Origin of the sequence: Streptomyces sp. NPDC046716 (assembly GCF_040645755.1) — a bacterium.
Classification (GTDB): Bacteria; Actinomycetota; Actinomycetes; order Streptomycetales; family Streptomycetaceae; genus Streptomyces.
On record NZ_JBEYYU010000014.1, the window covers coordinates 51,968 to 77,029 of the forward strand.

Here is a 25,062-nt window from a genome sequence, read left to right on the forward strand (position 1 = left end):
CAGGTCGAAGGGAGCGGGCAGCGTGACGCTGTCGCCGAACTTCACGGTTTCCAGGGTGCGATAGGTGTCACCCTGCGGCTCGCCGTACAGCGTGACGGTGGGGCCGTCCGGGGCCCAGCGGTCGACGAGGAGGTAGGGGGGATGCCTGCGGCGGCGTAGGCGTGCCGCTTCATGACGCGGTCGTGGTGGGCGTTGTGCGGCGTCGTGATCTCGACGGCCAGCCTCGCCAGCTCCGCAGAGAGGTGGAAACCGCCGCCCTTCAGATGCGCCTCCGGGGTCGCCCCGTGCAGCCACCGGTTCAAGTGCCCGGCGATGTAGGTGTGGTGGACCGAGACGAGAGGCGCCACGGTGATGACGCCCTCGACGATCTCCACCTTGCTGCCCTCGGGCCACTCCATCGTCTGCCAGAGGGCCACCAGATCGTCCCAGCCCTGACCCGCCTCGGCTACCGTCCCGTTGATGGTCACGGGCGCAGTCGACCACGCCGAACGGGACCGGCGTCGGCCCACCGGTCCCGTTCACCCGTAGAAACCCCCAGGTCAGCCGATGCGTTCCAGCACGATCGGCCCCGCCGAGAACTGGGTGCCGGCCGGGGCGATGTCGTAGCCGCCCTCCAGTGCCTCCAGCGCGTACGCGAAGCGCTCGGGGGTGTCGGTGTGCAGGGTCATCAGGACCTGGCCGGCGAAGACGGAGTCGCCGGGCTTGGCGTGGAGTTCGACGCCGGCGGCGGCCTGCACCGGGTCCTCCTTGCGGGCGCGGCCCGCGCCGAGCCGCCACGCCGCAAGGCCCACCGAGAGGGCGTCGAGGCGGGTCAGGACGCCCGAGGAGGCGGCCGTGACGACATGGGTCTCGCGGGCCGTGGGCAGCGCCGCGTCCGGGTCGCCGCCCTGCGCCGCGACCATGCGCCGCCAGGCGTCCATCGCCGAGCCGTCGGCGAGCGCCTTGGCCGGGTCGGCGTCCTTCAGGCCCGCCGCGTCGAGCATCTCGCGGGCCAGCGCGAGGGTCAGCTCGACGACGTCGGCGGGGCCGCCGCCCGCCAGCACCTCGACGGACTCGCGCACCTCGAGGGCGTTGCCCGCCGTGAGGCCGAGCGGGGTGTTCATGTCGGTGACGAGCGCGACGGTGGACAGCCCGTGGTCGGTGCCCAACCCGACCATGGTGCGGGCCAGTTCACGGGCCTGGTCGAGCTCCCGCATGAACGCGCCGGTGCCCACCTTCACGTCCAGGACCAGCGAGCCCGTCCCCTCCGCGATCTTCTTCGACATGATCGACGAGGCGATGAGGGGTATGCAGTCCACGGTCGCGGTGACGTCGCGCAGCGCGTAGAGCTTCTTGTCGGCGGGGGCCAGGCCGCTGCCCGGCGCGCAGATGACGGCGCCGACGTCCTCCAGGGTGCGCATCATCTCCTCGTTGGTGATGTCCGCGCGCCAGCCGGGGATCGACTCCAGCTTGTCGAGGGTGCCGCCGGTGTGGCCGAGGCCGCGCCCCGAGAGCTGCGGCACGGCCGCCCCGCACGCGGCGACCAGCGGCGCGAGCGGCAGCGTGATCTTGTCGCCGACACCGCCCGTGGAGTGCTTGTCGGCGGCCGGGCGGGCCAGGACCGAGAAGTCCATCCGCTCCCCGGAGTCGATCATCGCCGCGGTCCACCGGGCGATCTCCGCGCGGTCCATGCCGTTCAGGAAGATCGCCATGGCGAGCGCCGACATCTGCTCGTCCGCGACGACGCCGCGCGTGTACGCGTCGACGACCCAGTCGATCTGTTCGTCACTCAGCCGGCCCCGGTCCCGCTTCGTACGGATGACGGAGATGACGTCCATGGCACTTCCTTCCAGGGGCCGAAACAGGTGACCCGGCCGACTCTACGCGCATAGATGCGGGGCGGGAAGAGCGCTGGGCTCAGCGGTCTCCGGTGAGGACCAGACTCACGTTGTGCCCGCCGAATCCGAAGGAGTTGGCGAGGGCGGCGTGCCACCGGCCGGTGCGGTTCTCGCCGCGCACGACATCGAGGTCGACCTGCGGATCGAGGTCGTCCAGATTGCGCACGGCGGGGGCGATGCCGTCCCGGAGGGTGAGCAGCGCGGACAGGGCACCGAGCGCGCCCGAGGCGCCGAGCATGTGCCCGGTCATCGACTTGGTGGCGCTGACCGGGGCGTGGTCGCCGACGGCCTGCCGCACGGCCGCCGCCTCGGCGAGGTCGCCGGACGGGGTGGAGGTCGCGTGGGCGTGCACATGGCCGATGTCGCGCGGGCCCAACCCGGCGTCCCGCAGGGCGCCTTCGACGGCCGCGACCTGGCCCGCGACGTCCGACGCCGTGATGTGGTCGGCGCTGGAGCCCACCGCGGCGCCGGCCAGCGTGCCGAGGACGCGGGCGCCGCGGGCCCGGGCGAAGCCCGCCCGTTCCAGGACCAGGACGCAGCCGCCCTCGCCCATCACGAAGCCGCTGCGGGCGGTGTCGAAGGGGCGGGAGACCGACTCGGGGTCGTCGGCGCGCGGCGACAGCGCCTTCATCTGCGCGAAGGCGGAGAGCGTGAAGGGGTGCAGGCACGCCTCCACTCCCCCGGCGACGACGACGTCGGCGCGGCCCGCCCTGATCAGGTCCAGGCCCATCGCGAGCGCCTCGGCGCCCGAGGCGCAGGCGCTGACCGGGGTGCGGGCGCCGCCCTTGGCGCCGAGGTCCATGCTGACCCAGGCGGCGGGCCCGTTCGGCATCAGCATCGGCACGGTGTGCGGGGAGAGTTTGCGGGGCCCCGACCGCTCGAAGACGTCGTCCTGGCCGAGGGTGGTGAGGACGCCGCCGGTGCCGGTGCCGATCACGACGGCGATCCGTACGGGGTCGGCCTCGGGCGCACCGGCGTCCCGCCAGGCCTCGCGGGCGGCGACCAGCGCGATCTGCTCGACGCGGTCCAGCTTGCGCGCCTCGACCCGGGACAGCTCCGCGGCCGGGTCCTGGGCGAGCCCGGCGGCGACGTGCACCGGCAGCCCCTCGGCCCAGTCCTCGGTCAGGGTGCGCACCCCGGACTTCCCCGCGAGCAGCGCCGCCCAGGTGGACGCGGCGTCGCCGCCCACCGGGGTCGTGGCTCCCGCGCCGGTCACCAGTACCGCTTCGTTCTCGGGCATCTCGGCTTCCTCCCTTATAGGTAGTTCACAAGACGAATGGCGATCTCGTCTGACACCATCACGACGGACACCCTGTGCTGAAGCTCGGGAGGCGAGCGATTCGACCGGCACACTTTGTGGGGTTGTCACAATGACGGAGGTACGGGCGTGAGGCGACGGCCCCGCTGGTGGTGGATCGTCGGGGCGTGGGTGGCCCTGATGCTGACGGCGATGGGGCTCACGAGCCTGCGCGGGTCGGGTGGACCGTCCGGGCCGGAAGAGGGCACGGACTGTCCGGCGGTGGCCGCGAGCGGGCCCCTGCCGTCGCTGAGCCCCAGCAGGATGGCGGTGCACTACGACACCACCCTGTCCGCCGGGGAGTGCGCCGGAGACTGAGGCAGCCGCACGACAACGGCCGCCCCTCCCGGAGGAGAAGCGGCCGCAAGCCGTGGCGCGGACGGTCAGACCAGGTGGTCCGGGCCGAACGCGTCGGGCAGCATCTCGCCCAGCGGGCGCACCCCGGCGGAGGTCTCCAGCAGCAGTTCGGCGCCGCCGAACTCGTACAGCAGCTGGCGGCAGCGGCCGCACGGCATCAGGATCTCGCCCTTGCCGTCCACGCACGTGAAGTGCGTGAGGCGGCCGCCGCCCGTCGCGGCGAGCTGGGAGACCAGGCCGCACTCGGCGCACAGGCCGAGTCCGTACGACGCGTTCTCGACGTTGCAGCCGGTGACCGTGCGGCCGTCGTCGACGCGGGCCGCCGCGCCGACCGGGAAGCCCGAGTACGGGGCGTACGCGCGGGACATGGCCTCGCGGGCCGCCTGCCGCAGTTCCTCCCAGTCGACGTCCGTCATCACGTGCCCTGGCCCTTCCGGTACGGCTGGCCGTCCGCCTTCGGCATGCGCAGGCGCTGCGCGGAGAAGGACAGGACGAGCAGCGTGACGATGTACGGGGTCGCCGTGACGAGCTGGGTCGGCACGTCGTCCGTGGTGGCGTACCAGGCTGCCGTGCCGACGGCCACGACGGCGCAGACCGCGCCGGCCACGTACTTCTTCCGCACCAGCATCCAGACCGCGCCGATCACCAGGAGCAGGGCGACGAGGAGGAGCAGCGCGTGCACGTTCTCCGTGCCGCCGCGCAGCTTGAGGCTGTCGGTGTAGCCGAACAGGCCCGCGCCGAGGGCGAGTCCGCCCGGCATCCAGTTGCCGAAGATCATCGCGGCGAGGCCGATGTAGCCCTTACCGGCGGTCTGGCCCTCCAGGTAGAAGGGGTTGGCGACGATCGACAGGAACGCGCCGCCGAGGCCCGCCAGGCCACCGGAGATGATCACGGCGATGTACTTGTACTTGATGACGTTGACGCCCAGCGACTCGGCCGCGACCGGGTTCTCGCCGCAGGAGCGCAGGCGCAGACCGAACGAGGTGCGCCACAGGACCCACCAGGTGAACGGGATGAGCGCGACCGCGACGATCGTCAGCGGGGACAGGTCCGTGAAGAGACCGCCCAGCAGGCCCGCGACGTCCGAGATCAGGAACCAGTGTTTCTCGTTCAGGGTCGTCAGCCAGTCGGAGAGACCCGGGACGGTGATCGTGCCGAGCGAGTCGACCGGCGGGGACTGCTTGGTGGTGCCGCCCTCGACGCCCTCGAACGTGAAGTTGGAGAGGTAGCGGGTGACGCCGAGCGCGAGGATGTTGATGGCCACACCGGAGACGATGTGGTTCACGTTGAAGGTGACCGTGACGACCGCGTGCAGCAGGCCGCCGATCGCGCCGCCGATGATGCCGGCGAGCACGCCGACCCACGGGCCCCACTGGTAGCCGGCCCAGGCGCCGAACCAGGTGCCGAGGATCAGCATGCCTTCGAGGCCGATGTTGACCACGCCCGCGCGCTCGGCCCACAGGCCGCCGAGACCGGCGAGGCCGATCGGCACGGCGAGCTGGAGGGCGGTCGACATCTGGCTGACGTTCGTGATGCCGTCCGCGTCGGTGATCAGGCGGACCAGGGAGGTCAGCACCAGGACCGCGGCGATGACGATCATGGTGACGGGGAGGGACATTCTGCGGCGGCCGCCGGGTGCGGGCTGCGACGCGGGCTTCTTGTCGAGGACCGTAGCCGTGCTCATCGGGCAGCCACCTCCTTCTTGAGGTCGTTGTTGTCGGTCGGCTGCGCGAGCGCGGTGCCGAGTTCGATGCCGACCCGGCGCTGCTGGCGGCGCTGCCCCCAGACGCGTACGGACTCGTAGGAGACGACGACGGCGATCACGATGATGCCCTGCATGATCGTCGCGATCTCCTTGTCGTAGCCCTCGAAGTCGAGCTGCTGCGAGGCCTTGTCGAGCCAGGCGATCAGGAGGGACGCGAAGGCGATGCCGACCGGACTGTTCCGGCCGAGCAGGGCGATCGTGATGCCGGTGAAGCCGATGGTGGTCGGGAAGGTGAGGCTGTAGGTGTGCGCCTCGCCGAGCAGCAGCGGCATGCCGGCCAGGCCCGCGAGGCCGCCGGAGACCAGCATCGCGGTCAGGACCATGCGCTTGGCGTCGACGCCGGAGGCGGCCGCGGCCGACTCGGAGGAGCCGGTGGCGCGCAGGTCGAAGCCGAAGCGGGTGCGGTTGAGGACGAACCAGTAGACGACGCCGAGCAGGGCCGCGATGACCACGAAGCCGTAGATCTCGCCGGAGGCGCCCATGTTGATGCCGGGGAACCAGCCGGACTCGTGCATCTCGCCGGTCGTCTTGTTGTTGCCGACCTGCACGCCGAAGATCTCGGGCAGGTAGAGGTAGCCGATCAGGCCGGACGCGATCGAGTTCAGCATGATCGTCGCGACGACCTCGCTGACGCCGCGCGTGACCTTCAGGATGCCCGCGATACCGGCCCACATGGCGCCGGTGAGCATCGCGACGATGATCAGCATCGGCAGCTGGAGGGCGGCGGGCAGCGCCACCTTCGCGCCGACGATGGCGGCGACCATCGCGGCGAGCCGGTACTGGCCGTCGACGCCGATGTTGAACAGGTTCATCCGGAAGCCGATGGCCACCGCGAGGGCGGCCAGGTAGTACATGGCCGCCTGGTTGATGATCAGGACCTGGACGTCGGAGTACGTGGCCTGGGTGAACATGATCGTGTAGGGCTCGAACGGGCTCTTGCCCGACAGCACAAGCACGATCGAGGTCAGGACGACCGACGTCACCAGGGCGATGACCGGACCGGCCGCCCCGAGGAGCAGCCGCTCCTTGTCGAACGTGTTCTTCATGGCCATCAGGACTCGTCCTCCGGCTGACGGGTCGCCGGAGCTTCGGCGTCTTCGGTTACGTGTTCCAGGTGGCCGGAGGCCGCGCCGGTCATGGCCGAACCCAGCTCCTCCGGCGTGATGGTGGCCGGGTCGGCGTCGGCGACGAGTCTGCCGCGGTAGATCACGCGCAGGGTGTCGGAGAGGCCGATCAGCTCGTCCAGGTCGGCGGAGATGAGGAGCACCGCGAGTCCTTCGCGGCGGGCCTCGCGGATCTGGTCCCAGATCTGCGCCTGCGCGCCGACGTCCACACCGCGGGTCGGGTGCGCGGCGATGAGGAAGCGCGGGTTGTGGCTCATCTCGCGGCCGACGATCAGCTTCTGCTGGTTGCCGCCGGAGAGCGAGGCGGCGGTGACGTCGATGCCGGGGGTGCGCACGTCGTACTCCTCGACGATGCGCCGAGTGTCGGCCTGCGCGGCCTTGATGTCGAGCAGGACGCCCTTCGCGTTCGGCTTCTCGGTGACGTGGCCGAGGATGCGGTTCTCCCACAGCGGGGACTCCAGGAGGAGCCCGTGGCGGTGGCGGTCCTCGGGGATGTACCCGACGCCTCCCTCGCGGCGCTTGCGGGTGGACCAGGCGGTGATCTCGTCGGCCTCAAGGGCGATGGTGCCGGAGTCGGCGTGCTTGAGGCCGATGATCGCGTCGATCAGCTCGGTCTGGCCGTTGCCCTCGACGCCCGCGAGGCCGAGGACCTCACCGGCGTGGATGGTGAAGGAGATGTCGTCCAGCAGCGGACGGCCGCCCTCGGCGTCGAGGCGCAGGCCCTCGACGGTGAGGACCGGGCGGTCGGTGACCGTCGACTCGGAGGTCTCCGGGGTCGGCAGTTCGGAGCCGACCATCAGCTCGGCGAGCTGGCGCGGGGTGGTCTCGGCGGGGACGGCGGTGCCGACCGTGGTGCCGCGCCGGATGACGGTGATCTCGTCGGCCACGGAGAGGACTTCGCCGAGCTTGTGCGAGATGAAGATGACGGACAGGCCCTCGGCCTTGAGCTCGCGCAGGTTGTCGAAGAGCGCGTCGACCTCCTGCGGCACGAGCACGGCGGTCGGCTCGTCGAGGATCAGGGTGGTGGCGCCGCGGTAGAGGACCTTGAGGATCTCCACGCGCTGGCGGTCGGCGACGCCGAGGTCCTCGACGAGGACGTCGGGGCGGACCCCGAGGCCGTAGCGCTCGGATATCTCCAGGATCTTCTTGCGGGCCTTCGCCCCGATCCCGTAGAGCTTCTCGCTGCCGAGCGCCACGTTCTCCAGGACCGTGAGGTTGTCGGCGAGCATGAAGTGCTGGTGCACCATGCCGATGCCGCGCGCGATGGCGTCGGCGGGCGAGGCGTACGAGACGGCCTGGCCGTCGATGGCGATGGTGCCCTCGTCCGGCTTCTGCATGCCGTAGAGGATCTTCATCAGCGTCGACTTGCCCGCACCGTTCTCCCCGACGAGGGCGTGCACGGTGCCCCGCTTGACGGTGAGATGGATGTCGTGGTTGGCGACGACGCCGGGGAAGCGTTTGGTGATGCCGGTCAGTTCGACGGCCGGCGGGCTGCTGGACGCGTTGATGGCGCACACTCCTGTGGAATGGACAGGGGGCCGACGCCAAGTACTACGCGCGTAGAGCCCCTACGGCACTGCGAGTTGGGCACAATCCGGACAAACGGGGTGAGGGAAGGCATCGCACTCAGCCTCCCCGCACCCCGTTCCCAGAACGTGTCCCGCTGGTTACGGCTACTTGCTGTTGACCTTGATCTCGCCGCTGACGATCTTCTCCTGGGCAGTCTTCAGAGCCTTCTGCAGGTCCGCGTTGTCCGCGAACTCCGGGTTCGAGCCGGCCAGGGCGACCTCGCCGGACTTGAGGTCACCGGTGATGACACCGGTCTCGGGCTTGCCATCCTGGACCGACTTCGCCAGGTTGTACACGGCCTTGGCGACGTCCTTCGTCGCGGAGGTCAGGATGTACTTCTTGTACTTGGCGAGGGCTTCCTGCTTGTACTGGTCGGAGTCGACGCCGATCGCCCAGACCTTGTTCTCCGCGGCGGCCTGGATGACGCCCTGACCGGAGAGACCGGCCGCGTGGTAGACCACGTCGGCACCCTTGTCGATCTGGCCCTCGGCGGCGGTCTTGCCCTTGTCGGGGCTGGAGAAGCCGCCCTCGGCCGCGGTCTCGGTCAGGAACTGCGAGACGACCTTGGCCTTCTTGTTGGTGTCCTTGACGCCCTGCTCGAAGCCCGCCTCGAACTTGTGGATCAGCGGGACGTCCACGCCGCCCACGAAGCCCACGACGTTCGACTTCGTCGCCTTGGCGGCGGTGACGCCGGCCAGGTACGAGGCCTCCTGCTCGCTGAAGACGAGGTCCGCGACGTTCTTCGACTGGACCGTCGAGTCGTCGACGATGCCGAAGGTGACGTTCGGGTACTTGGCCGCGGCTTCCTTGACGGCCGGCGCGTACGCGTAGCCGATGCCGACGATGGGGTTGTAGCCCTGCTTGGCGAGGGCGACCAGGCGCGCCGTCTTGTCCGCGTCCGACTCGCCGTCGCTCGGCTCCACGTCGGTACCCTTGTAGCCGAAGGCCTTCTCGGACTGCTTCAGGCCCTCGTACGCGGCGTCGTTGAACGACTGGTCGCCCTTGCCGCCGACGTCGTAGGAGATGGCGAGGCCCTTGGACTTGCCGCCGTCGCTCTGCTTCGAGGCGTCGGAGGACGTGCCGCCGCAAGCGGCGAGGGAAGCGGCGAGAGCGACGGTCGCAGTACCTGCGAGCGCTATTCGGGAAACCCGGCGCATGGGATGAGCTCCTTCGTACATGCACCGACGGCGTTCCGGACGGCGCTGCTTTCGCCGCAGATTAACGCGCGTAGACAGAACATAAAACCCCCTTCTCCCCACTGTTATCGGGCTGTACTGAAAGCCTTAAGTCGGGCGCGGTGGACCGGTGCGTCCGTGACGCAGCAAAGCGGGGCGCGGGCCGGTGGAACCGGCCCGCGCCCCGCCCGGGAGCCGGAGGGCTACTTCGTCGCGACGGTGATCTTGCCGTCGACGATGTCCTGCTTGGCCTTGGCGACCGCGTCCGAGAGACCGGCGATGGTCTTGAACTTGGGGTTGGTGTCGGTGATGCCGACGCCGCCCGCCTTCAGGTCGAAGCGGGTCACGCCGGACAGCGGCTTGCCGTCCTTCACCGACTTGGCCAGCTTGTAGACCGCGCCGCCGACGTCCTTGGTGGCCGAGGTGAGGATGTAGTCCTTGTACTTGGCGAGGGCTTCCTGCTGGTACTGGTCGGAGTCCACGCCGATCGCCCACACCTTGTGCGCGGCCGCGGCCTGGATGACGCCCTGACCGGAGAGACCGGCCGCGTGGTAGACCACGTCGGCGCCCTTCTCGATCTGGCCCTCGGCGGCGGTCTTGCCCTTGTCCGGGCTGGAGAAGCCGCCCTCCGCCGCGGTCTCGGTCAGGTACTGCGGGATCACCTTGATCTTGCTGTTGGTGTCCTTGACGCCCTGCTCGAAGCCCGCGCCGAACTTGTGGATCAGCGGGACGTCCACGCCGCCGACGAAGCCCACGACGTTCGACTTCGTCGCCTTGGCGGCGGCGACGCCCGCCAGGTAGGAGGCCTGCTCCTCGCTGAAGACGAGGTCCGCGACGTTCTTCGCGGTGATCGTCGAGTCGTCGACGATGCCGAAGGAGGTCTTCGGGTACTTGGCGGCGGCGGCCTTGACGGCGGGCGCGTAGGCGAAGCCGACGCCGATGACCGGGTTGTAGCCCTGCTTGGCCATCGACTCCAGGCGGGCGGTCTTGTCGGCGTCGGACTCGCCGTCGCTCGGCTCCAGGTCCTTGCTCTTGTAGCCGAACTCGTCGGTGGCCTTCTCCATGCCCGCGTACGCGGCGTCGTTGAAGGACTGGTCACCGCGCCCGCCGACGTCATAGGCGAGACCGATGCCGAGGTTCTTGCTCTTCCCCTCGGAGGCCGCCTTGTCCCCGCTGGTGCCACCGCAGGCGGTGGCCGCGAGGGCGAGACCGGTGACGACCACGGCGGTCCGCGTGAGCCGGGACGTACGAGTACGACGCATGATGGGCTGCTCCTTCGTCAACACGCCGCGAAGGGCGTTGAGTTCGGCGGAGCGTAACGCGCGTAGAAGGGGCGCGGAAGCGGGTTCGGCCCCGCCGTTACCGGATCGTGGCGGGGGTTGGTTACATCTGGGTGTCGCGGGGGGACGCCGGGTGCAAAGGGGGGCATTTCGTGGGGTGTTCGGGTGCCGGCCGTGGCCGCTTCTCGCGCAGTTCCCCGCGCCCCTGAAGGCATGCGCTGCGCGCGCCTTCCCCTGCCCCTGGGCGAGCGGAGCTCGCCTCAGGGGCGCGGGGAACTGCGCGACCGGCCACGACGGTGGTGCACCCGCCGTCGCGACAGGACCCGGCAGATGGTCAGGCGAGGTCGGCGTCCAGCAGCGCGGCGGCCGTGAACAGCTCGACGCCCACCGTGATCGCGTACTCGTCGGCGTCGAAGTCGCCCTGGTGCAGGTCGCGGCTGGTGCGGTCGCCGGGGGTCTTCACACCGAGGCGTGCCATGGCGCCCGGGACGTGCTCCAGGTACCAGGAGAAGTCCTCGCCGCCCAGGCTCTGCTGGGTGTCCTCGACGGAGTCGGCGCCCAGGCGGGCGGTCATCGCGTCGCGCAGCAGCTCGGTCACCGCCGGGTCGTTGACGACGGGCGGCACTCCGCGCACGTAGTTCACGACCGGCTTGGCCCGGTACAGGTCGGCGATCTCCTGGATGGCCGCGTGCACCAGGTCGGGCGCCTGCCGCCAGGCGTCCAGGTCCAGGCAGCGCACGGTGCCGGACAGCTCGGCGTGCTGCGGGATCACATTGCAGGCGTGGCCGGTCTCCAGGCGCCCCCAGGTCACGGAGAGCCCGGAGCGCGCGTCGACCCGGCGTCCGACCAGCGCGGGCACCTCGGTGGCGACCTTGGCGGCGGCGACGACGAGGTCGGTCGTCAGGTGCGGGCGCGCGGTGTGCCCGCCGGGCCCGTCGAGCGTGACCTCGAGCCGGTCGCACGCCGAGGTGATGGCCCCGGCCCGCAGCCCGATCCGCCCGGCGTCGACCTTCGGGTCGCAGTGCACCCCGACGATCTTCCGTACGCCGTCCAGGACTCCGCAGTCGATGGCGTCGGGGGCGCCGCCGGGCAGCACCTCCTCGGCGGGCTGGAAGATCAGCCGCACCGGGTGCGGCAGCAGGCCCCGGCGGTGCAGGTCGGCGAGGACGAGGCCGGCGCCGAGCACGACGGTGGTGTGCACGTCGTGCCCGCAGGCGTGCGCGCGGTCGGGCACGGTGGACCGGTAGGCGCAGGTGACCTTGGTGTCCGGGATGGGCAGCGCGTCGATGTCGGCGCGCAGCGCGAACATGCCGCGCCCGCCGCGCCACTCGCCGTCCTCGGTGCCGATGTCGCAGATGAGCCCGGTCCCCATGCCGAGCACGCGCGGTACGAGCCCCGCCTGCTCCAGACGGGTCTTGAGCGCGGCGGTGGTGCGGAACTCCTGATTGCCCAGCTCCGGGTGCATGTGCAAGTCGCGCCGGAAGGCGATGAGTTCTTCACGCAGGGCTTCGGGCAGTGTGCCGGGGAGCACGGCGCCCGGGGCGGGTTCCCCGGCGGCTTCACCCGGCTGGTCGGCCTCTGTCTCTCGGGACTTCATCTGGTTCACCCTGTGAAGGGTAGGGCGACGCGGGGGCCAACTAACGGTCGATCAACAAAAGTTCAGCCAGATTGACGTAAGAAACTCGGCGGAGCTGCGCATGTCGATCGTAGGAAGAGGGTATGCAGACTCTTTCGACCTGCGGTCGGACCGGCTTCGAGCGGCGAGCGGCCGTCAGTCGCCGGGAGTCGGCTCATCGGCGTCTTGCGCCGCCGGTTTCGTGTGCAGGATCGCCCGCGCCTGTTCCGCGGCGCGGGCGGTGTTCTCGGAGACGAAGTCGAGGAAGCGGGCGATGTTCTCCAGGCGGGTGCCGACCGGTGTCGCCGGGCCGAGCAGCCCCGATCCCTCGCGGGCGATGGCGACGATCCGGGCGGTGGCCTGGGCGCTGGCGACCATCGACTGGTACCAGATGTCGTCGTCGACCACGTAGCGCTCGCGGCGGCGGTCGTCGCGCTCCCGGCGCACCATGCCGAGGCCCTCGATGAAGGCGATCGCCTTGGAGACGGAGGCGGGGCTGACCTGGAGCCGCTGCACGAGTTCGGCCGCGGTGAGGCTGCCCGAGTCGCTGAGGCAGATGCTGGACAGCACGCGGGCCATCATCTTGGGCAGGCCCGAGGCCATCATGACGGTGGTGAACGTCTCCTCGAACTCGCGCACCGCCGCGTCGTCGCGTCCGCCGGGCCGCGCGGACGGCTGGGCGCCCCGGGGCGCGGCCTGCTTGCGGCGGTGGGCGCGCTGTTCGGTGGCGCGGTGGGCGAGGTCGGCGCGGTACGAGGTCGGGCCGCCGTTGCGCATCACCTCGCGGGTGACGGTCGAGGTGGGGCGGTCCAGGCGCCGGGCGATCTCGGCGTAGGCGAGGCCGTCGGCCAGTCCCAGCGCGATCTGCTGTCGTTCCTGCTGGGTGAGTCTGCCTCCCGGCATCGCCGTCTCCCTCGTCCGTGGTCCGCACCGCTGTCCGCCGCCGCGACTATAGCGTTCACTCTCTGGCTATTGCAACGCTGGGCATGTGAGTTGTTGCGTTACCCGCGAACCCGTTGCAATGAAATTAACGCTCTGAGCTGCGGATATCGCATTGCTGCGCAACGACAGTGTTGCCCGATCCTTGAACGCAACGTAGCGTTTCTCTCATCGGAAAAGACGAGTCAAGGAGCCAGTGATGCAGAAGTTCGCCACCCCCGCCGCCATCTCCGCCGTCCTCGACATCCCCGCGGGCCGCATTCAGTTCATCGCCGCCGACCGGGCGGACACCGTCGTCGAGGTCCGGCCCGCCGACGCCGCCAAGGGCCGGGACGTGAAGGCGGCCGAGCAGATCGAGGTCGGGTACGCCGACGGCCGGCTGCGGATCTCCGCACCGGGCGCGAAGAACCAGCTCTTCGGCCCGTCCGGCACCGTCGAGGTGACCGTGCAGCTGCCGGCCGGGTCGCACGTCGAGGCGACGGCCGGCGCCGGCGGGCTGCGGGGGGTCGGGCGGCTCGGCGACGTCGCCTTCGAGAGCGCGCAGGGCCCGGTCAAGCTGGACGAGGCCGCGAGCGTCCGGCTCGACCTCAAGGACGGTGACATCACGGTGGGGCGGCTCACCGGGGACGCGCGGATCAGCACCGTCAAGGGCGACCTGAGCGTCGTCGAGGCCACGCGCGGCACGGTGGTCCTCCGGACCGAGGCGGGCGATGTGAGCGTCGGGGCCGCGCGGGGTGTCTCCGCCACGCTCGACGCCGGTACGTCCTACGGCCGGGTCAGCAATGCCCTGAAGAACGCCGACGGGGCCGACGCGGGGCTGTCCATCAACGCGACCACGGGCTACGGCGACATCGCTGCGCACAGCCTCTGACGCCCGGTGGGCCTTCTCACGCAGTTCCCCGCGCCCCTGAAGCCATGCGCTGCGCACACCTTCCCCAAAGAACGACGCGCCACCCGGCCTCCCCCGAAGACTCCGCGTCACGTGGCCTCCCCTGGGCGAGCGGAGCTCGCTTCAGGGGCGCGGGGAACTGCGCGAGAAGCGGCCACCGGCCCGCGCACGAAGAACCCCCCAGGGGCGCGGGGAACCGCGCGGCCCGCCCGGACTACACGGTCCGAACCCCGCGCGCCGACCCCGCGATCCCCGCCAAGAATCCCTGCGCATGCGCGGAGACGCCCTCCGTCAGCCAGGACGGATCGATCTCGCAGACGGCGACCTTCACACCGGTGCCCTCCAGGGCGATGGGCAGGGTGTGCACGACGGTCGACGGGAAGCTCAGGATGGTACGGCCGATCGGGCCGCGACGGGCGATGAGTTCCAGGGGGAGATCGGGCCGGACGACCTCGAGGCCGGTCTCGACGGCCAGGCGATGAAGTTTGTCGGCGCTCTCGCGGCGATGCGCGAAGTAGCGGGTGGCCCCGTGCGCGGCGGCGAGTTCGCGCACGGCGACGAGATAGCGGTCGAGGTCGACAACTCCCGTCTCCACCAGCGATGTTCCGACCAGGTCCGCGCCACGCGTGATGCGGGGCGGCCCGAACCGGGCCCGGGTCCAGGCGTACGTGTTCTCGGTCACCGCGACCCCCTCCGGCACCCCCTCCACCGGCATGGAGGTGAACAGGGAGACCGAACGGCGCCCTCCGGCGCGCGGGGTGAGCCGACGGCGGGCGGCCGAGGCGACCGGCCCGAAGACGAGATCGCGCGGACCCGGCCGGCCACCGCGCCGGTGCCAGCGCACCAGCCGCTCCCCGCCGGCGAGCTGGCTGACGAACTCCATGGTGGCGGTGCCGTCGTCGACGACGACCAGTTCGCGGGCGCGGGTGATGGTGAGCAGCAGCTGTACGTAGCGGGAGAACGGGTCGCCGAGCACTATCCGGTCCGCGGCGCGCAGCGGCCCGGCGAGACCGCCGATGGTCTGGAAGGGGGCGGCGGCGCCGCCGCGTGCCTCCTCCCAGCGCACCACGTGGCCTTCCTCGCGGGCGAGTTCGGCGACGCGGCGGAGCTGGCCGCGGGTCATCGGATCGGTGGGCGAGAGCACGACGACGGTGGCGTGGCCGCCGTCGAGGTGGGCCCATTCGAGAACGTTGAGGAGCTGTACCGGGCTCTCGACGAAGCACAGCGTTCTGCCGGACATGCTGCGGCCCTCCCGAGGGACGCCGTGTCGGCCCAGCGCGTCAACGGCGCTGGACCGACGGTGGCTTGGTGAACCCGTGGATCAGACGCCGACCGGCTCACCGGCGGCGACGGCGATCTCCGACTCGGCGACGACGCCCGCGACCCGGCGGAGCTTCTTCATCGGGCCGAGCTCGGACTCGTAGACCTTCTTGACGCCGTCACCGAGGGAGGCCTCGATGGTGCGGATGTCGCGGACGAGGCGCGTCAGGCCCTGCGGCTCCACCGAGGCGGCCTGGTCCGAGCCCCACATGGCGCGGTCGAGGGTGATGTGGCGCTCGACGAAGGTGGCGCCGAGGGCGACGGCCGCGAGGGTCGTCTGGAGGCCCGTCTCGTGACCGGAGTAGCCGATCGGGACGTTCGGGTACTCGGCCTGGAGGGTGTTGATGACGCGGAGGTTGAGCTCCTCGGCCACCGACGGGTACGTCGACGTGGCGTGGCACATCAGGATGTTGTCGCTGCCCAGGACCTCGACCGCGTGGCGGATCTGCTTCGGGGTCGACATGCCGGTGGAGAGGATGACCGTGCGGCCGGTGGCGCGCAGGGCGCGCAGCAGCTCGTCGTCGGTGAGCGACGCGGAGGCCACCTTGTGGGCCGGGACGTCGAACTTCTCCAGGAAGGCGACGGCCTCGGTGTCCCACGGGGAGGCGAACCAGTCGATGCCGCGCTTCTTGCAGTGCTCGTCGATCCGGCGGTACTCGTCCTCGCCGAACTCGACGCGGTGGCGGTAGTCGATGTACGTCATGCGACCCCAGGGGGTGTCGCGCTCGATGTCCCACTGGTCGCGCGGGGTGCAGATCTCCGGGGTGCGCTTCTGGAACTTGACGGCGTCGCAGCCGGCCTCGGCGGCGACGTCGATCAGCTTGAACGCGTTCTCCAGGTCGCCGTTGTGGTTGATGCCGATCTCGCCGGTGATGTACACGGGCTGGCCGGGGCCGGCCGTGCGCGAACCGAAGGAGCGGAGGCGGGAGTTCAGAGCAGACATGAGGGATGCGTTCCTTACTTGGTTTCGAGGGTGTCGAGAGAGGGGCCGAGGATCCAGCTGGCGATCTCTCGGATCGCGCCTTCGCCACCGGGGACGGTGGTGACCGCGCGTGCGGCGTCGCGCACGACGTCATGGGCGCTCGCGACCGCCACGGGCCAGCCGACTGCGGCGAAGCACGGGAGGTCGTTGACGTCGTTGCCGACGTAGAGCACGCGCTCCGGCGCGATGCCCTGCTCCTCGCACCACTGCTTCAGTGCGAGGTCCTTGCGGTCGATGCCGTGCAGGACCGGGATCTTGAGCTTCCGGGCCCGGGCGGCGACCACCGGGTTCACCTCCGTGGACAGGATCAGCATCGTCAGGCCGCTCTTGCGGAGGGCCGCGATGCCGAGGCCGTCACCGCGGTGCACGGTGACGAACTCCCGTCCGTCGGAGTCGATCAGCACCTTGTCGTCGGTCTGGGTGCCGTCGAAGTCGAGGACGACCGCGTCGACGTCCTCCCGGGTGGGGAGGGCGCGCTGGTCGAAGAGGGGGGCCAGCGCGCGGGCGCGGGCCAGGTCGTGCGGGTCGTCGATCTCCAGGACGCGCGCGGGGTCGGTGCGCACGAGTTCCGTGCGGCCGAAGAAGCGGTGCTCGTGGCGGCGGAAGCCGGTGGCCTCCATCGCGTACACGGCGCCGGTCTCCAGGAGGTCCTGGGGGCGGTCCTGGCGGCGCGGCCGGAAGGACTTGTCGTGGTTGACGCCGTAGCCGCCGCCGGTCGCGGGCGCCTCGGTGACGAGGGTGCCGGTGCCGCCCACGGACGCGGCCCGCTCACCGGCGATGCCCTGCGGCTCGTCGGCGGCGTCGCGCCACACGAAGCCGTGGAAGGGGGCGACGGTCAGGGCGCTGTCGGCCCCGCCCTCGACGATCGCGGCGACCACCCCGTCGATGTCCTCGCGGACGATGAAGGGGCTGGTGCACTGCACGAGCAGCACCACGTCCACGGCCGCGCCCTGGAGTGCCTCGTGGGCGTCCAGGGCGTGCAGTACGGCCGCCTCGGAGGTCGCCTTGTCGCCGGCGATGGCGGTGGGCCGGGTGACGATCTCGGCGCCCGCCTCCCGGGCGGCGGCCGCGATGGCCGCGTCGTCGGTGGAGACCACGACGTCGGTGACGTGCCGGGTGGCCAGGCACTCGCGCACGGCCCGCGCCACCAGGGGCACGCCGCCGACCGGGGCGAGGTTCTTGGCCGGTACGCCCTTGGAGCCGCCGCGCGCCGGGATCACGGCGAGGACGCGGCGTACGGGGGCGGCCTGGACCGCTTCCGGGTCGGTCATGTGCGGTGCTCCTTCGGGAAGTTGATGGTTCACGGGGCGCTGGTTCACAGCTCCCCCATCCGCCGGATCACGGGCGCGACGCGCTGCACGCCGTGCCGGTAGGCGCCGCGGGCGGCCCTGCGGACGATCTGGCGGACGGCGCCCGGGTCCTTGTCGGCCGCCGGGGCGCCGGGCAGCGGGCTGCCGTCGGGCGCGAGGTGGTGGCGGGCGAGGATGCGCGGCAGATAGCCGGGGGCGGTGGTGCGGGAGTAGTACGGCGCGAGGGCCGGACGGTCGCGGCCGAGCAGGGCGGCGACCTTGGCGCGCGCGCCGTCGAAGGCCCGCTCGTACGTGCCGTCGGCGGCGACGCCCTGCCGGGCGACCCAGGCGGGGTCCGGCTCGGGGCGCAGGCCCGCGTCGAGCTGGTCCCAGGAGACGAGGCAGCCGGAGCCGGTGAAGTGGTGGTTGCCCAGGGCCTCGCGGACCCCGAGGTCGGTGAGGAGCGCGGTGGGGATGCGCCGGTGCAGGGCTTCGAGGGCGGCGGTGGAGCTGACCGTGACGAGCAGGTCGGTGCGGTCCAGTACCTCGCCCATGTTCCCGTACACGAGACGGAAGTTGGCGGGCGCCTCGATGCGCTGCGCGAGCTTCTGGTAGGGGATCTCCTCGATGTGCGTGGTGTGTTCGCCGGGCTTGCTGCGCAGCTTGAGCAGCACCTCGCGGTCGGGGTGCCGCCGGGCGTGCCGCACCAGGCGTTCGAGCAGGTACATCCGGTCGGCCGGGGTGTCCGGCACGGAGGGCTGCGCCGCGAAGACGACCGTGTACGGGTCGTGCTCGGCCGTGTAGGGCGCGCCGCCGAGGAACGGCAGCGCACACTCCGTGACCGCCGAGGCGTCGGCGCCCACGCCCTCGTACACGGCGCGGAAACGCTCCGCGTCGTAGGCCGAGTTGGCGAGGACGACGTCCGCGCCGTGGCGCAGGAGCAGTCCGTCGGCCAGCTTCTCGTAGACGACGCCGACGTAGCCGGTGACGACGGCCGGCCGGTCGGGGACCTCGCGCCAGGCGTGCCCGAGTCCGTGCAGTACGGCCTGGACGGCTCCGCCGACGAGGGCGAGGACGACCACGTCGTACTGCTGGGGCGCACGCTCCATGGCGCGCAGGAACTCGACCGCGGTGACCTCGCTCATCCGGTCCGCGCGGACGCCGACCTCGCCGAGCTGGCGGGGCGTCGGGGTCGCGCGGCCCCGGAGCAGGTATCCGTCGAGCCGTGCGTCGTCGCCGACCAGCCGGGCGGCGGTGAGGGAGCCCCACTTCCACCGGGTGTCGGAATCCGCGAGGACGGCGACCCGGGGAGCGTCCCCGGGCGCATTTTCGGTCGTCGTATTGCTGCTTACTGGCACGTCGAGAAACGTAGAAAGGGATTCCTAGCCGCGGCCCAACCAGAACGCAACAAACGGTTAACAACAGATCGCCGAATGGCGAATCCGCCCGGGAATTCGGCCGCGGCGGCGGTGGTTCACCATTCCGACACATGTCGTTCATCCACCATCAAGCCATCGGCCAATCCGCATGTCAGGCCGTCCCCTAGCGTCCGACGGGTGGTCAAGCTCTCCGTCATCGTGCCGTTCTACAACGTGCAGCAATACGCGCCCGACACCCTCAGGAGTCTTCGCACAAACACACGCGACGATTTCGAATTCATTCTCGTCGACGACTGCTCCACGGACGAGACCCCGGCGATACTCGCGCGCGCGGAACGCGAGCTGCCCGGTGCGGTCCTGGTCAGACACGAGAAGAACGGAGGTCTCGCCACGGCCCGGAACACCGGCCTGGACGCGGCGAGCGGCGAGTATCTGACGTTCCTCGACGGCGACGACTGGCTCGCCGAGGGGTACCTCGCCGAACTGCTCCGCTCCATCGAGGGGCTGGGCTGCGACTTCGTCCGCACCGATCATGTGCAGACCCGGGGCCGGGCCCGTTCGGTGTCCCGGGTGCCGGTGGGGGTCAGGAACGAGGTCCTGGTCCCGCGCGAGGAGATCCTGCCCGCCACCCGCACCACGTCGGTCGACTACGCGTACGCCTGGGCCGGCGTCTACCACCGGCGGCTCCTCGACCGCGGCCTGCTGCACTTCACGGACGGACTCCGCACCGCCGAGGACCGTCCGTGGATCTGGCGGCTGCACCGCGAGGCCGAGTCGTTCGCCGCCGTCGGCCTGCTCGGCGTCTTCTACCGCCGCGGGGTGACGACGTCCCTGACGCAGATCGGCGACGTGCGCCAGCTCGACTTCATCCGCGCCTTCGACGAGGTCCTGGCCGACACGGCCGCGGACCGCGACGCCGACCGGCTGCTCCCCAAGGCCGTCCGCACCTACTGCGCGATCATCGCCCACCACCTGTCGGAGATCGAGAAGTTCGAGCCCGCGGTCGCCAAGCGGCTGCGGGCGATGAGCGCGGCGGCGCTGGACCGGATGCCCCAGCCGCTGCTCGCCGACGTCCTCGACACCATGGACCTGGACCGGGCCGCGCGGCTGCGCAGGCTGCGGCGGCGGGTCACCTCAGCGAAGGCGGCCGCCTGATGCCCCGTACCACCCAGATCTTCTGCGCCTCCACTCTGTACGGCGCGGCCACGCTGGCCGCGGCGATCGAGGCGGAGTGCTTCAGCGAGCCGGACCGGCGGATCCTGCTGGTGTTCAACAACGCGTCGGTGCCCGAGACCTCGACGCCCGTCCACGAGATGCCCGGGTTCGCCGCGCTGCGCAAGCACTTCGACGACGTGCTCTGCTTCAACGACGCCATCAGCCCGCTGCACCCGGCGGCCTGGAGCCCGCGCCAGGACGACATCCCGCTCCTGGAGCGCCATCTGCGCCTGCTGTGGCGGCTCGGCGACGACCGGCTCGAACTGGTCCTGGAATCCCTCCAGGTCAATCCGGCCCTTGCCTTCGCCCAGATCTTCACCGGTGCGCCGATCCACGCGTACGCGGACGGGCTGATGAGCTACGGCCCCACCCGCAACAAGATCGACCCGCTGGTCGGGACGCGGGTGCGCCGGCTGCTCCACCTGGATCTGGTGCCGGGGCTGAAGCCGGTGCTGCTCGGCGAGTTCGGTGTGGAGCCGGAGATCGTGCCCGCCGAGAACTTCCTGAAGGTGATGGGCGGCCTGACCGGCGCGAGCGGCGAGGTGCCGGCCGTGCCCGACGGGGCGGCGCTACTGCTCGGCCAGTACCTGTCCGCGCTGGACATCCTCACGCCCGCCGAGGAGACCCAGCTCCATGTGCGGATGATGCGCGGGGCCGTCGCACGCGGTCACCGCTCCCTGGTCTTCAAGCCGCACCCGATGGCCCCGGCCGACTACGAACTGGCCCTGGAGGCCGAGGCGGAGCGGCTCGGCGTCGAGCTCACCGTGATCGACCAGCCGGTCCTCGCCGAGGTGCTGTTCGCCAGGGCGCGGCCCGCGCTGGTCGTCGGCTGCTTCTCGACGGCGCTGTTCACCGCGTCCGCGTTCTACGGGCTGCCCGTCGCCCGGATCGGGACCGGGACGCTCCTCGACCGCCTGGCGCCGTTCCAGAACAGCAACCGGATCCCGGTCGTCCTCGCCGACGCCCTGCTGCCGGACCTGGAGGCGGAGAACCCGGCCGACCCGCTGCCGCCCAAGCAGCTCGAAGGGCTCGTCGACGCGGTGAGCTTCGCCATGCAGCCGCAGGTGCTGCCCGCACTGCGCCCGGCGGCCGAGCGGTTCCTGGCCCAGCACCTCGACGACGGGTACGTCCAGCGGTACTTCAAGAAGCGCCGGCTGACCGCGCTCGCGCTGCCCGGCGGCATCCCGCAACGCCTGGCGTTCCTCCCGCGCAACTCCACCGCCCGCCGGGTGGCGCGGCGCGCGCGGCGGACGTGGCGGTCGGTCAAGCGGTGACCCGGGGACGGTCGCGCTACGCGTCGTCCGTCCCACCGTCGTGGCTGGTCGCGCAGTTCCCCGGTCGCCACCGGCCCGCAGCGGGGAGAGTTCACCCACCGTCCACCGGAAAGCCGCCCGGGGCGCCGTGCGGTGGGGCACATTCAGGCCTCGGCCGTGCGCGGCGCGGACCGGGGAACGACTGGGAGAACACAAGAACGGTGAGCGCATGACGAACCCCCTGGCGGGACTCTTCAAGGCGCGGCAGCGGGACGCCGCCAGGTCGGCCCTGTACGCGGGCAGCGTCCACCGGTGCGGCGCCTATCTCGCCGCCCAGGAGGCGGACCGGGGAGCCCCGGGCCCGCTGATCCCCCGGCAGACCCGGCTCACCCAGGCGATCGGCACCCTGACGGCCTCCGTGGACGGCCCCGCCGCCGACCCGTTCGACGCGCTGCTCGGCGTCGGGGAGCGGGCCCTGGAGGCGGGCGGTGACGCCTCGGCCGAACTGGCCCTGAGCGTCGCCGGGACCGCGACCCGGCTGCGGCAGCGCTCCCGGGCGGCCTGGCGGCTGCACGGCGCGGCCCTGGACGGGCTCGGCCGCGACGACGAGGCGCTGGAGTCCTACGAGCGCTACCTCGCCCTGGTCCCGGGCGGCGACGGCGCTCCCGGCACCGCCCGCCGCATCGACACCCTGCGGCAACGCCGCGCCGTACTCGACGAGTTGGCCGCCCTGATCGCGGGAGACGGCGACGACGGCGAGGAGACCGCGGAGCTGCGGACCGCTCTGAGCCGTCCCGCCGCGCCGCCCGCCGAACTCACCCCGCGGGTGGCCGCCCTGGTGCGGCGCCGGACGGTGCGGGACGGCGCGGGCGACCCCGCGGTGCGCCGCCTCGCGGGGCTGTACGGCACCTACCGGCGGCTCGTGGAGCGGGACGCCGTGCCCGCCGAGCTGCCCGACGCCGTGACGCCGGTCGGGGTCGCGGGCCTGCGCGCGCTGCTCGGCGGCAAGAGCGTGTGCGTGGTCGCGGGCGGCGACGACGTGGCGGGCGCCGCACTCGACGGCTACGACGTGGTGGTGCGCTGCGACGGGTTCCGCGGCGGTGCCCGTACCGATCTGCACGCCGTGACCCCGCGCGGCGCGACCCCGTGGGACGGCCCGCCGTGGACCGCGCCGACCGGGATCCGGCTGGTGTTCGACGAGGCGGCCCCGCGCTGGCGCCGTGTCGTCCGGCAGCGGCTCGTGCCCGGCGCGCAGGAGCACATCGGCGATGTCTCGCTGCGCCGCCCGCTGACCGACCCCGCGCTGCTCGGCGAGTCCGCGTGGGGCGAGGACGCGAGCACCGCCTTCACGGTCCTGCGCCTGCTGGACTTCCTGGACGTCACTCCCCGCCTCGACCTCATCGGCTTCCCGCCGTCCGGCGCGGGAGCGCTGCGCCCGGCGGAGGCCGCGTGGGTCACGGACCACTCGACGCATGTCGACGACAGCACGATGAGGATCGCCCTGCGATGACCCACTCCCGCGCCGACGACCGCTCCACCGTCACCGGCAAGCGGCGGATCGCGTTCGCCGTCCGCGCCGACGCCGGAACACTGCCCGCCGTGGCCACCCTGCTGCGCAGCCTGGTGCTGACCAACCCGGCCGTGTGCGAGGACGTGGTGGTCCTCCATCCCGGGCAGCCCGGGTTCGACGAGGCCGGGTTCGACTCGCTTCGACGGCTGCACCCGCGGCTGATCACGCGCCGCGCCGACACGCGGGATGAGGTGTTCCGGCTGGCGGAGTACGACACCGTGATCGCCCTCGACCCGGCGATGGTCGTCCTCGGCGACCTCGGTGAACTGCTGCGGCTGCGGCACGGGGTGGCCGCCGTACCGCAGGTGTGGTGCGACGAGTCGGGGGCCGAGCGGCGCTCGGTGCTGCCCGACGGGCTGCTGGTGGTGCAGCGCGCGGATGTGCCGGACGTCCCCGGCACCCTGCCGGACGACGTGCTCGTCCCGGTCGACGCGCGCTACGACTTCCTCACCCGCCGCCTGCACGACGATCTTCCTGTGCCCCTGCAGGTCGCGGTGCTGCACTTCAGCCACCCGTCGGACGCGCCCGGCTACGGTCCGGCCGCCGCGGCGCGGGCCCGCTTCGAGCTGGACGACGAGGAGTTCCGGGCCGCGTACCGCGCGCTGCCGGGCGGCAAGCATCCCGAGCTGGTCGCGCATCTCGCGCCGCCGCTGCTGGAGACCCGGCCCTCCCTGGACCTGGCCCGCACGGTCGCCGACGTGTACCGGCAGCAGGGCCGCTACGACGAGGCCGTCGCGGTGCTCGCCCCGGTGCTCGACGACCGGGCGGACGCGCCGCGCTGCCACGAGACGCTGGGCCTGTGCCTGATGGCGCTGTCCCGCTACGCCGAGGCGGAGACCCATCTGCTGCTGGCCGCCGCCTCCCCCGACACCGCGCCCCGCGCCTTCGCGCAGCTCGCCCGGCTCGCCTGGCTGTGCGGCCGGGAGGCGGACGCGCACGCCTACGCCCGGCAGGGCCTGACCGCCGACCCGACCGACGCGGGATGCCACGCCTGGTACGTCCGTACCCGCGAGGAACCCGACGCGGAGCCCGACGCGGCGCCCGCGGCCGAACAGCTCGCGCACGTCGCGCTGTTCGCGGAGGGCAACGAGAACGCGGGCGACAAGGTGCTGCCGGAGGCCGTGCGCCAGTGCTTCGGCACGGACACGGGTCCGCGCCGCTGGTACGCGCAGCACGCGCATCTGCTGGTGGACGAGGAGGCGCTGGAGCGGCTGAACGCGCGGCGCGGTGTGGTCGTGGGCGGCGGCGGGCTCTTCCTGCCGGACACCTCGCCCAACAGCAACAGCCACTGGCAGTGGAACATGCCGGACGCGCTGCTCGACCGGCTCACGGCGCCGCTCGCGGTGTTCGCGGTCGGCTACAACGTCTTCGACGGGCAGCAGTACCGCAGGACCCGGTTCGCCGGGAGTCTGCGGCGGCTCGTGGAGCGGTCGGCGTTCTTCGGGCTGCGCAACCACGGCTCGATCGACCGGGTGCGGGAGCTGCTGCCCGCCGAGCTGCGCGACCGGGTGCGCCACCAGCCGTGCCCGACCACGGTCGCCGACCTGCTCGTGCCGCCCGCCGAGCGGGTGCCGCGCTCCGACACGGTCCTCGTCAACTGCGCGTACGACCGGGCGGGGCTGCGCTTCGGCCACGACTACGGCCACTTCCTGGCCGAAATGGCGGGCGCGCTGCGGGAGTTGGGCGGACGGGCCGAGGTGCGGTACGCGGCCCACATGCCGGCCGACGAGAAGTTCGTGCACGACCTGCGGCGCGAGCACGGGCTGAGCCTGCCCGTCGACCGGCTCTACGCGCTGTCGAACGACGCGATCCGCGACCTGTACCGCCGGGCGCGCCTGGTGATCGGGATGCGCGGGCACGCGGGCATGATCCCGTTCGGCTGCGGCACCCCGATCCTCAGCCTCGTCTCCCATCCGAAGCTGGCGTACTTCCTGTCGGACATCGACCGCCCGGAGTGGGGCCTTTCGGTGCACGACCGGGGTCTCGGGCCGCGGCTGGCGGAGCGGGCGGCGGCGGTCCTGGACGACCACGACGCCGCCGTGGCGGACGTGCTCGCCGCGCAGGAAACGCTGTGGAAGACCACGCGGACGAACATCACCGAACTGCACGGGATCTTCGGGATTTCCGACAGTTCATCTGGCACGTAATCAGAGTTCACCCAACAGCG

At 71.8% G+C, this 25,062-nt stretch carries 21 protein-coding genes; 6 read left to right on the forward strand and 15 right to left on the reverse strand.

What is annotated here, in order from left to right:
- Positions 1 to 41: 41 nt before the first annotated feature.
- The 3 genes from ABZ930_RS13425 to ABZ930_RS13435 form a co-directional block, all read right to left on the reverse strand.
- Entirely contained in the window at positions 42 to 467 is a 426-nt protein-coding gene (locus ABZ930_RS13425; RefSeq protein WP_361546223.1) for a hypothetical protein, read from the reverse strand.
- Between the two features lie 72 nt (positions 468 to 539).
- Entirely contained in the window at positions 540 to 1,817 is a 1,278-nt protein-coding gene (locus tag ABZ930_RS13430; RefSeq protein WP_361546226.1) for a thymidine phosphorylase, read from the reverse strand.
- A 79-nt stretch (positions 1,818 to 1,896) separates the two neighbouring features.
- Positions 1,897 to 3,117 carry a beta-ketoacyl-[acyl-carrier-protein] synthase family protein gene (locus tag ABZ930_RS13435; RefSeq protein WP_361546229.1) on the reverse strand — a complete coding sequence of 407 codons (1,221 nt, stop codon included), beginning with the start codon at positions 3,115 to 3,117 and terminating at the stop codon, positions 1,897 to 1,899.
- 147 nt (positions 3,118 to 3,264) lie between these two features.
- Here ABZ930_RS13435 and ABZ930_RS13440 point away from each other — a divergent pair, with 147 nt between their 5' ends.
- Positions 3,265 to 3,492: a hypothetical protein gene (locus ABZ930_RS13440; protein WP_361546232.1), complete on the forward strand. Its 228-nt coding sequence runs from the start codon at positions 3,265 to 3,267 to the stop codon at positions 3,490 to 3,492.
- Positions 3,493 to 3,557: 65 nt separating this feature from the next.
- Here the strand turns inward: ABZ930_RS13440 and ABZ930_RS13445 are convergent, their stop codons facing one another.
- The 8 genes from ABZ930_RS13445 to ABZ930_RS13480 all read right to left on the reverse strand — a co-directional run bounded on the left by ABZ930_RS13445 (position 3,558) and on the right by ABZ930_RS13480 (position 12,962).
- Positions 3,558 to 3,947 (reverse strand): cytidine deaminase, encoded by a 390-nt coding sequence (locus tag ABZ930_RS13445; RefSeq protein ID WP_361546235.1) that lies wholly within the window; start codon positions 3,945 to 3,947, stop codon positions 3,558 to 3,560.
- On the reverse strand, positions 3,947 to 5,215 hold the full coding sequence (locus ABZ930_RS13450; protein WP_361546238.1) for an ABC transporter permease: 1,269 nt from the start codon (positions 5,213 to 5,215) through the stop codon (positions 3,947 to 3,949). Before ABZ930_RS13450 ends, ABZ930_RS13445 begins: the two co-directional genes overlap by 1 nt.
- Positions 5,212 to 6,342, reverse strand: a complete 1,131-nt coding sequence (locus ABZ930_RS13455; protein WP_361546465.1) for an ABC transporter permease — start codon at positions 6,340 to 6,342, stop codon at positions 5,212 to 5,214. The genes ABZ930_RS13450 and ABZ930_RS13455 overlap by 4 nt, the downstream gene beginning before the upstream one ends.
- Positions 6,343 to 6,347: 5 nt before the next feature.
- Positions 6,348 to 7,937, reverse strand: a complete 1,590-nt coding sequence (locus ABZ930_RS13460; protein ID WP_361546241.1) for an ABC transporter ATP-binding protein — start codon at positions 7,935 to 7,937, stop codon at positions 6,348 to 6,350.
- 156 nt (positions 7,938 to 8,093) lie between these two features.
- Entirely contained in the window at positions 8,094 to 9,146 is a 1,053-nt protein-coding gene (locus ABZ930_RS13465) for a BMP family ABC transporter substrate-binding protein (protein ID WP_361546244.1), read from the reverse strand.
- Between the two features lie 221 nt (positions 9,147 to 9,367).
- A complete protein-coding gene (locus ABZ930_RS13470) occupies positions 9,368 to 10,426 on the reverse strand; it encodes a BMP family ABC transporter substrate-binding protein (protein WP_361546247.1) in 1,059 nt (352 codons plus the stop codon).
- A 352-nt stretch (positions 10,427 to 10,778) separates the two neighbouring features.
- Positions 10,779 to 12,041, reverse strand: a complete 1,263-nt coding sequence (locus tag ABZ930_RS13475; RefSeq protein ID WP_361546468.1) for an amidohydrolase — start codon at positions 12,039 to 12,041, stop codon at positions 10,779 to 10,781.
- A gap of 174 nt (positions 12,042 to 12,215) precedes the next feature.
- Positions 12,216 to 12,962 carry a helix-turn-helix domain-containing protein gene (locus ABZ930_RS13480; protein ID WP_361546250.1) on the reverse strand — a complete coding sequence of 249 codons (747 nt, stop codon included), beginning with the start codon at positions 12,960 to 12,962 and terminating at the stop codon, positions 12,216 to 12,218.
- 235 nt (positions 12,963 to 13,197) lie between these two features.
- Here ABZ930_RS13480 and ABZ930_RS13485 point away from each other — a divergent pair, with 235 nt between their 5' ends.
- Positions 13,198 to 13,869 carry a DUF4097 family beta strand repeat-containing protein gene (locus ABZ930_RS13485; protein ID WP_361546253.1) on the forward strand — a complete coding sequence of 224 codons (672 nt, stop codon included), beginning with the start codon at positions 13,198 to 13,200 and terminating at the stop codon, positions 13,867 to 13,869.
- Between the two features lie 232 nt (positions 13,870 to 14,101).
- Here ABZ930_RS13485 and ABZ930_RS13490 read toward each other — a convergent pair whose 3' ends face one another.
- From ABZ930_RS13490 to ABZ930_RS13505, 4 genes are all read right to left on the reverse strand, one after another.
- Positions 14,102 to 15,127: a hypothetical protein gene (locus ABZ930_RS13490; RefSeq protein ID WP_361546256.1), complete on the reverse strand. Its 1,026-nt coding sequence runs from the start codon at positions 15,125 to 15,127 to the stop codon at positions 14,102 to 14,104.
- Between the two features lie 81 nt (positions 15,128 to 15,208).
- Positions 15,209 to 16,150 (reverse strand): N-acetylneuraminate synthase family protein, encoded by a 942-nt coding sequence (locus ABZ930_RS13495; RefSeq protein ID WP_361546259.1) that lies wholly within the window; start codon positions 16,148 to 16,150, stop codon positions 15,209 to 15,211.
- Positions 16,151 to 16,164: 14 nt separating this feature from the next.
- Entirely contained in the window at positions 16,165 to 17,460 is a 1,296-nt protein-coding gene (locus ABZ930_RS13500; RefSeq protein WP_361546262.1) for an N-acylneuraminate cytidylyltransferase, read from the reverse strand.
- Positions 17,461 to 17,504: 44 nt separating this feature from the next.
- The gene (locus tag ABZ930_RS13505; RefSeq protein WP_361546265.1) at positions 17,505 to 18,836 is read right to left on the reverse strand and encodes a DUF6716 putative glycosyltransferase; all 1,332 of its coding nucleotides are present in this window, start codon (positions 18,834 to 18,836) and stop codon (positions 17,505 to 17,507) included.
- Between the two features lie 198 nt (positions 18,837 to 19,034).
- On the opposite strand from ABZ930_RS13505, the gene ABZ930_RS13510 reads away from it, so the two are divergent.
- The 4 genes from ABZ930_RS13510 to ABZ930_RS13525 all read left to right on the forward strand — a co-directional run bounded on the left by ABZ930_RS13510 (position 19,035) and on the right by ABZ930_RS13525 (position 25,042).
- Positions 19,035 to 20,012: a glycosyltransferase family 2 protein gene (locus ABZ930_RS13510; protein WP_361546268.1), complete on the forward strand. Its 978-nt coding sequence runs from the start codon at positions 19,035 to 19,037 to the stop codon at positions 20,010 to 20,012.
- Positions 20,012 to 21,346, forward strand: coding sequence for an alpha-2,8-polysialyltransferase family protein (locus ABZ930_RS13515; protein ID WP_361546271.1), 1,335 nt, complete (start codon positions 20,012 to 20,014; stop codon positions 21,344 to 21,346). Before ABZ930_RS13510 ends, ABZ930_RS13515 begins: the two co-directional genes overlap by 1 nt.
- A gap of 208 nt (positions 21,347 to 21,554) precedes the next feature.
- Positions 21,555 to 22,835: a hypothetical protein gene (locus ABZ930_RS13520; RefSeq protein WP_361546274.1), complete on the forward strand. Its 1,281-nt coding sequence runs from the start codon at positions 21,555 to 21,557 to the stop codon at positions 22,833 to 22,835.
- Entirely contained in the window at positions 22,832 to 25,042 is a 2,211-nt protein-coding gene (locus ABZ930_RS13525; protein WP_361546276.1) for a polysaccharide pyruvyl transferase family protein, read from the forward strand. Before ABZ930_RS13520 ends, ABZ930_RS13525 begins: the two co-directional genes overlap by 4 nt.
- Positions 25,043 to 25,062 lie beyond the last annotated feature (20 nt).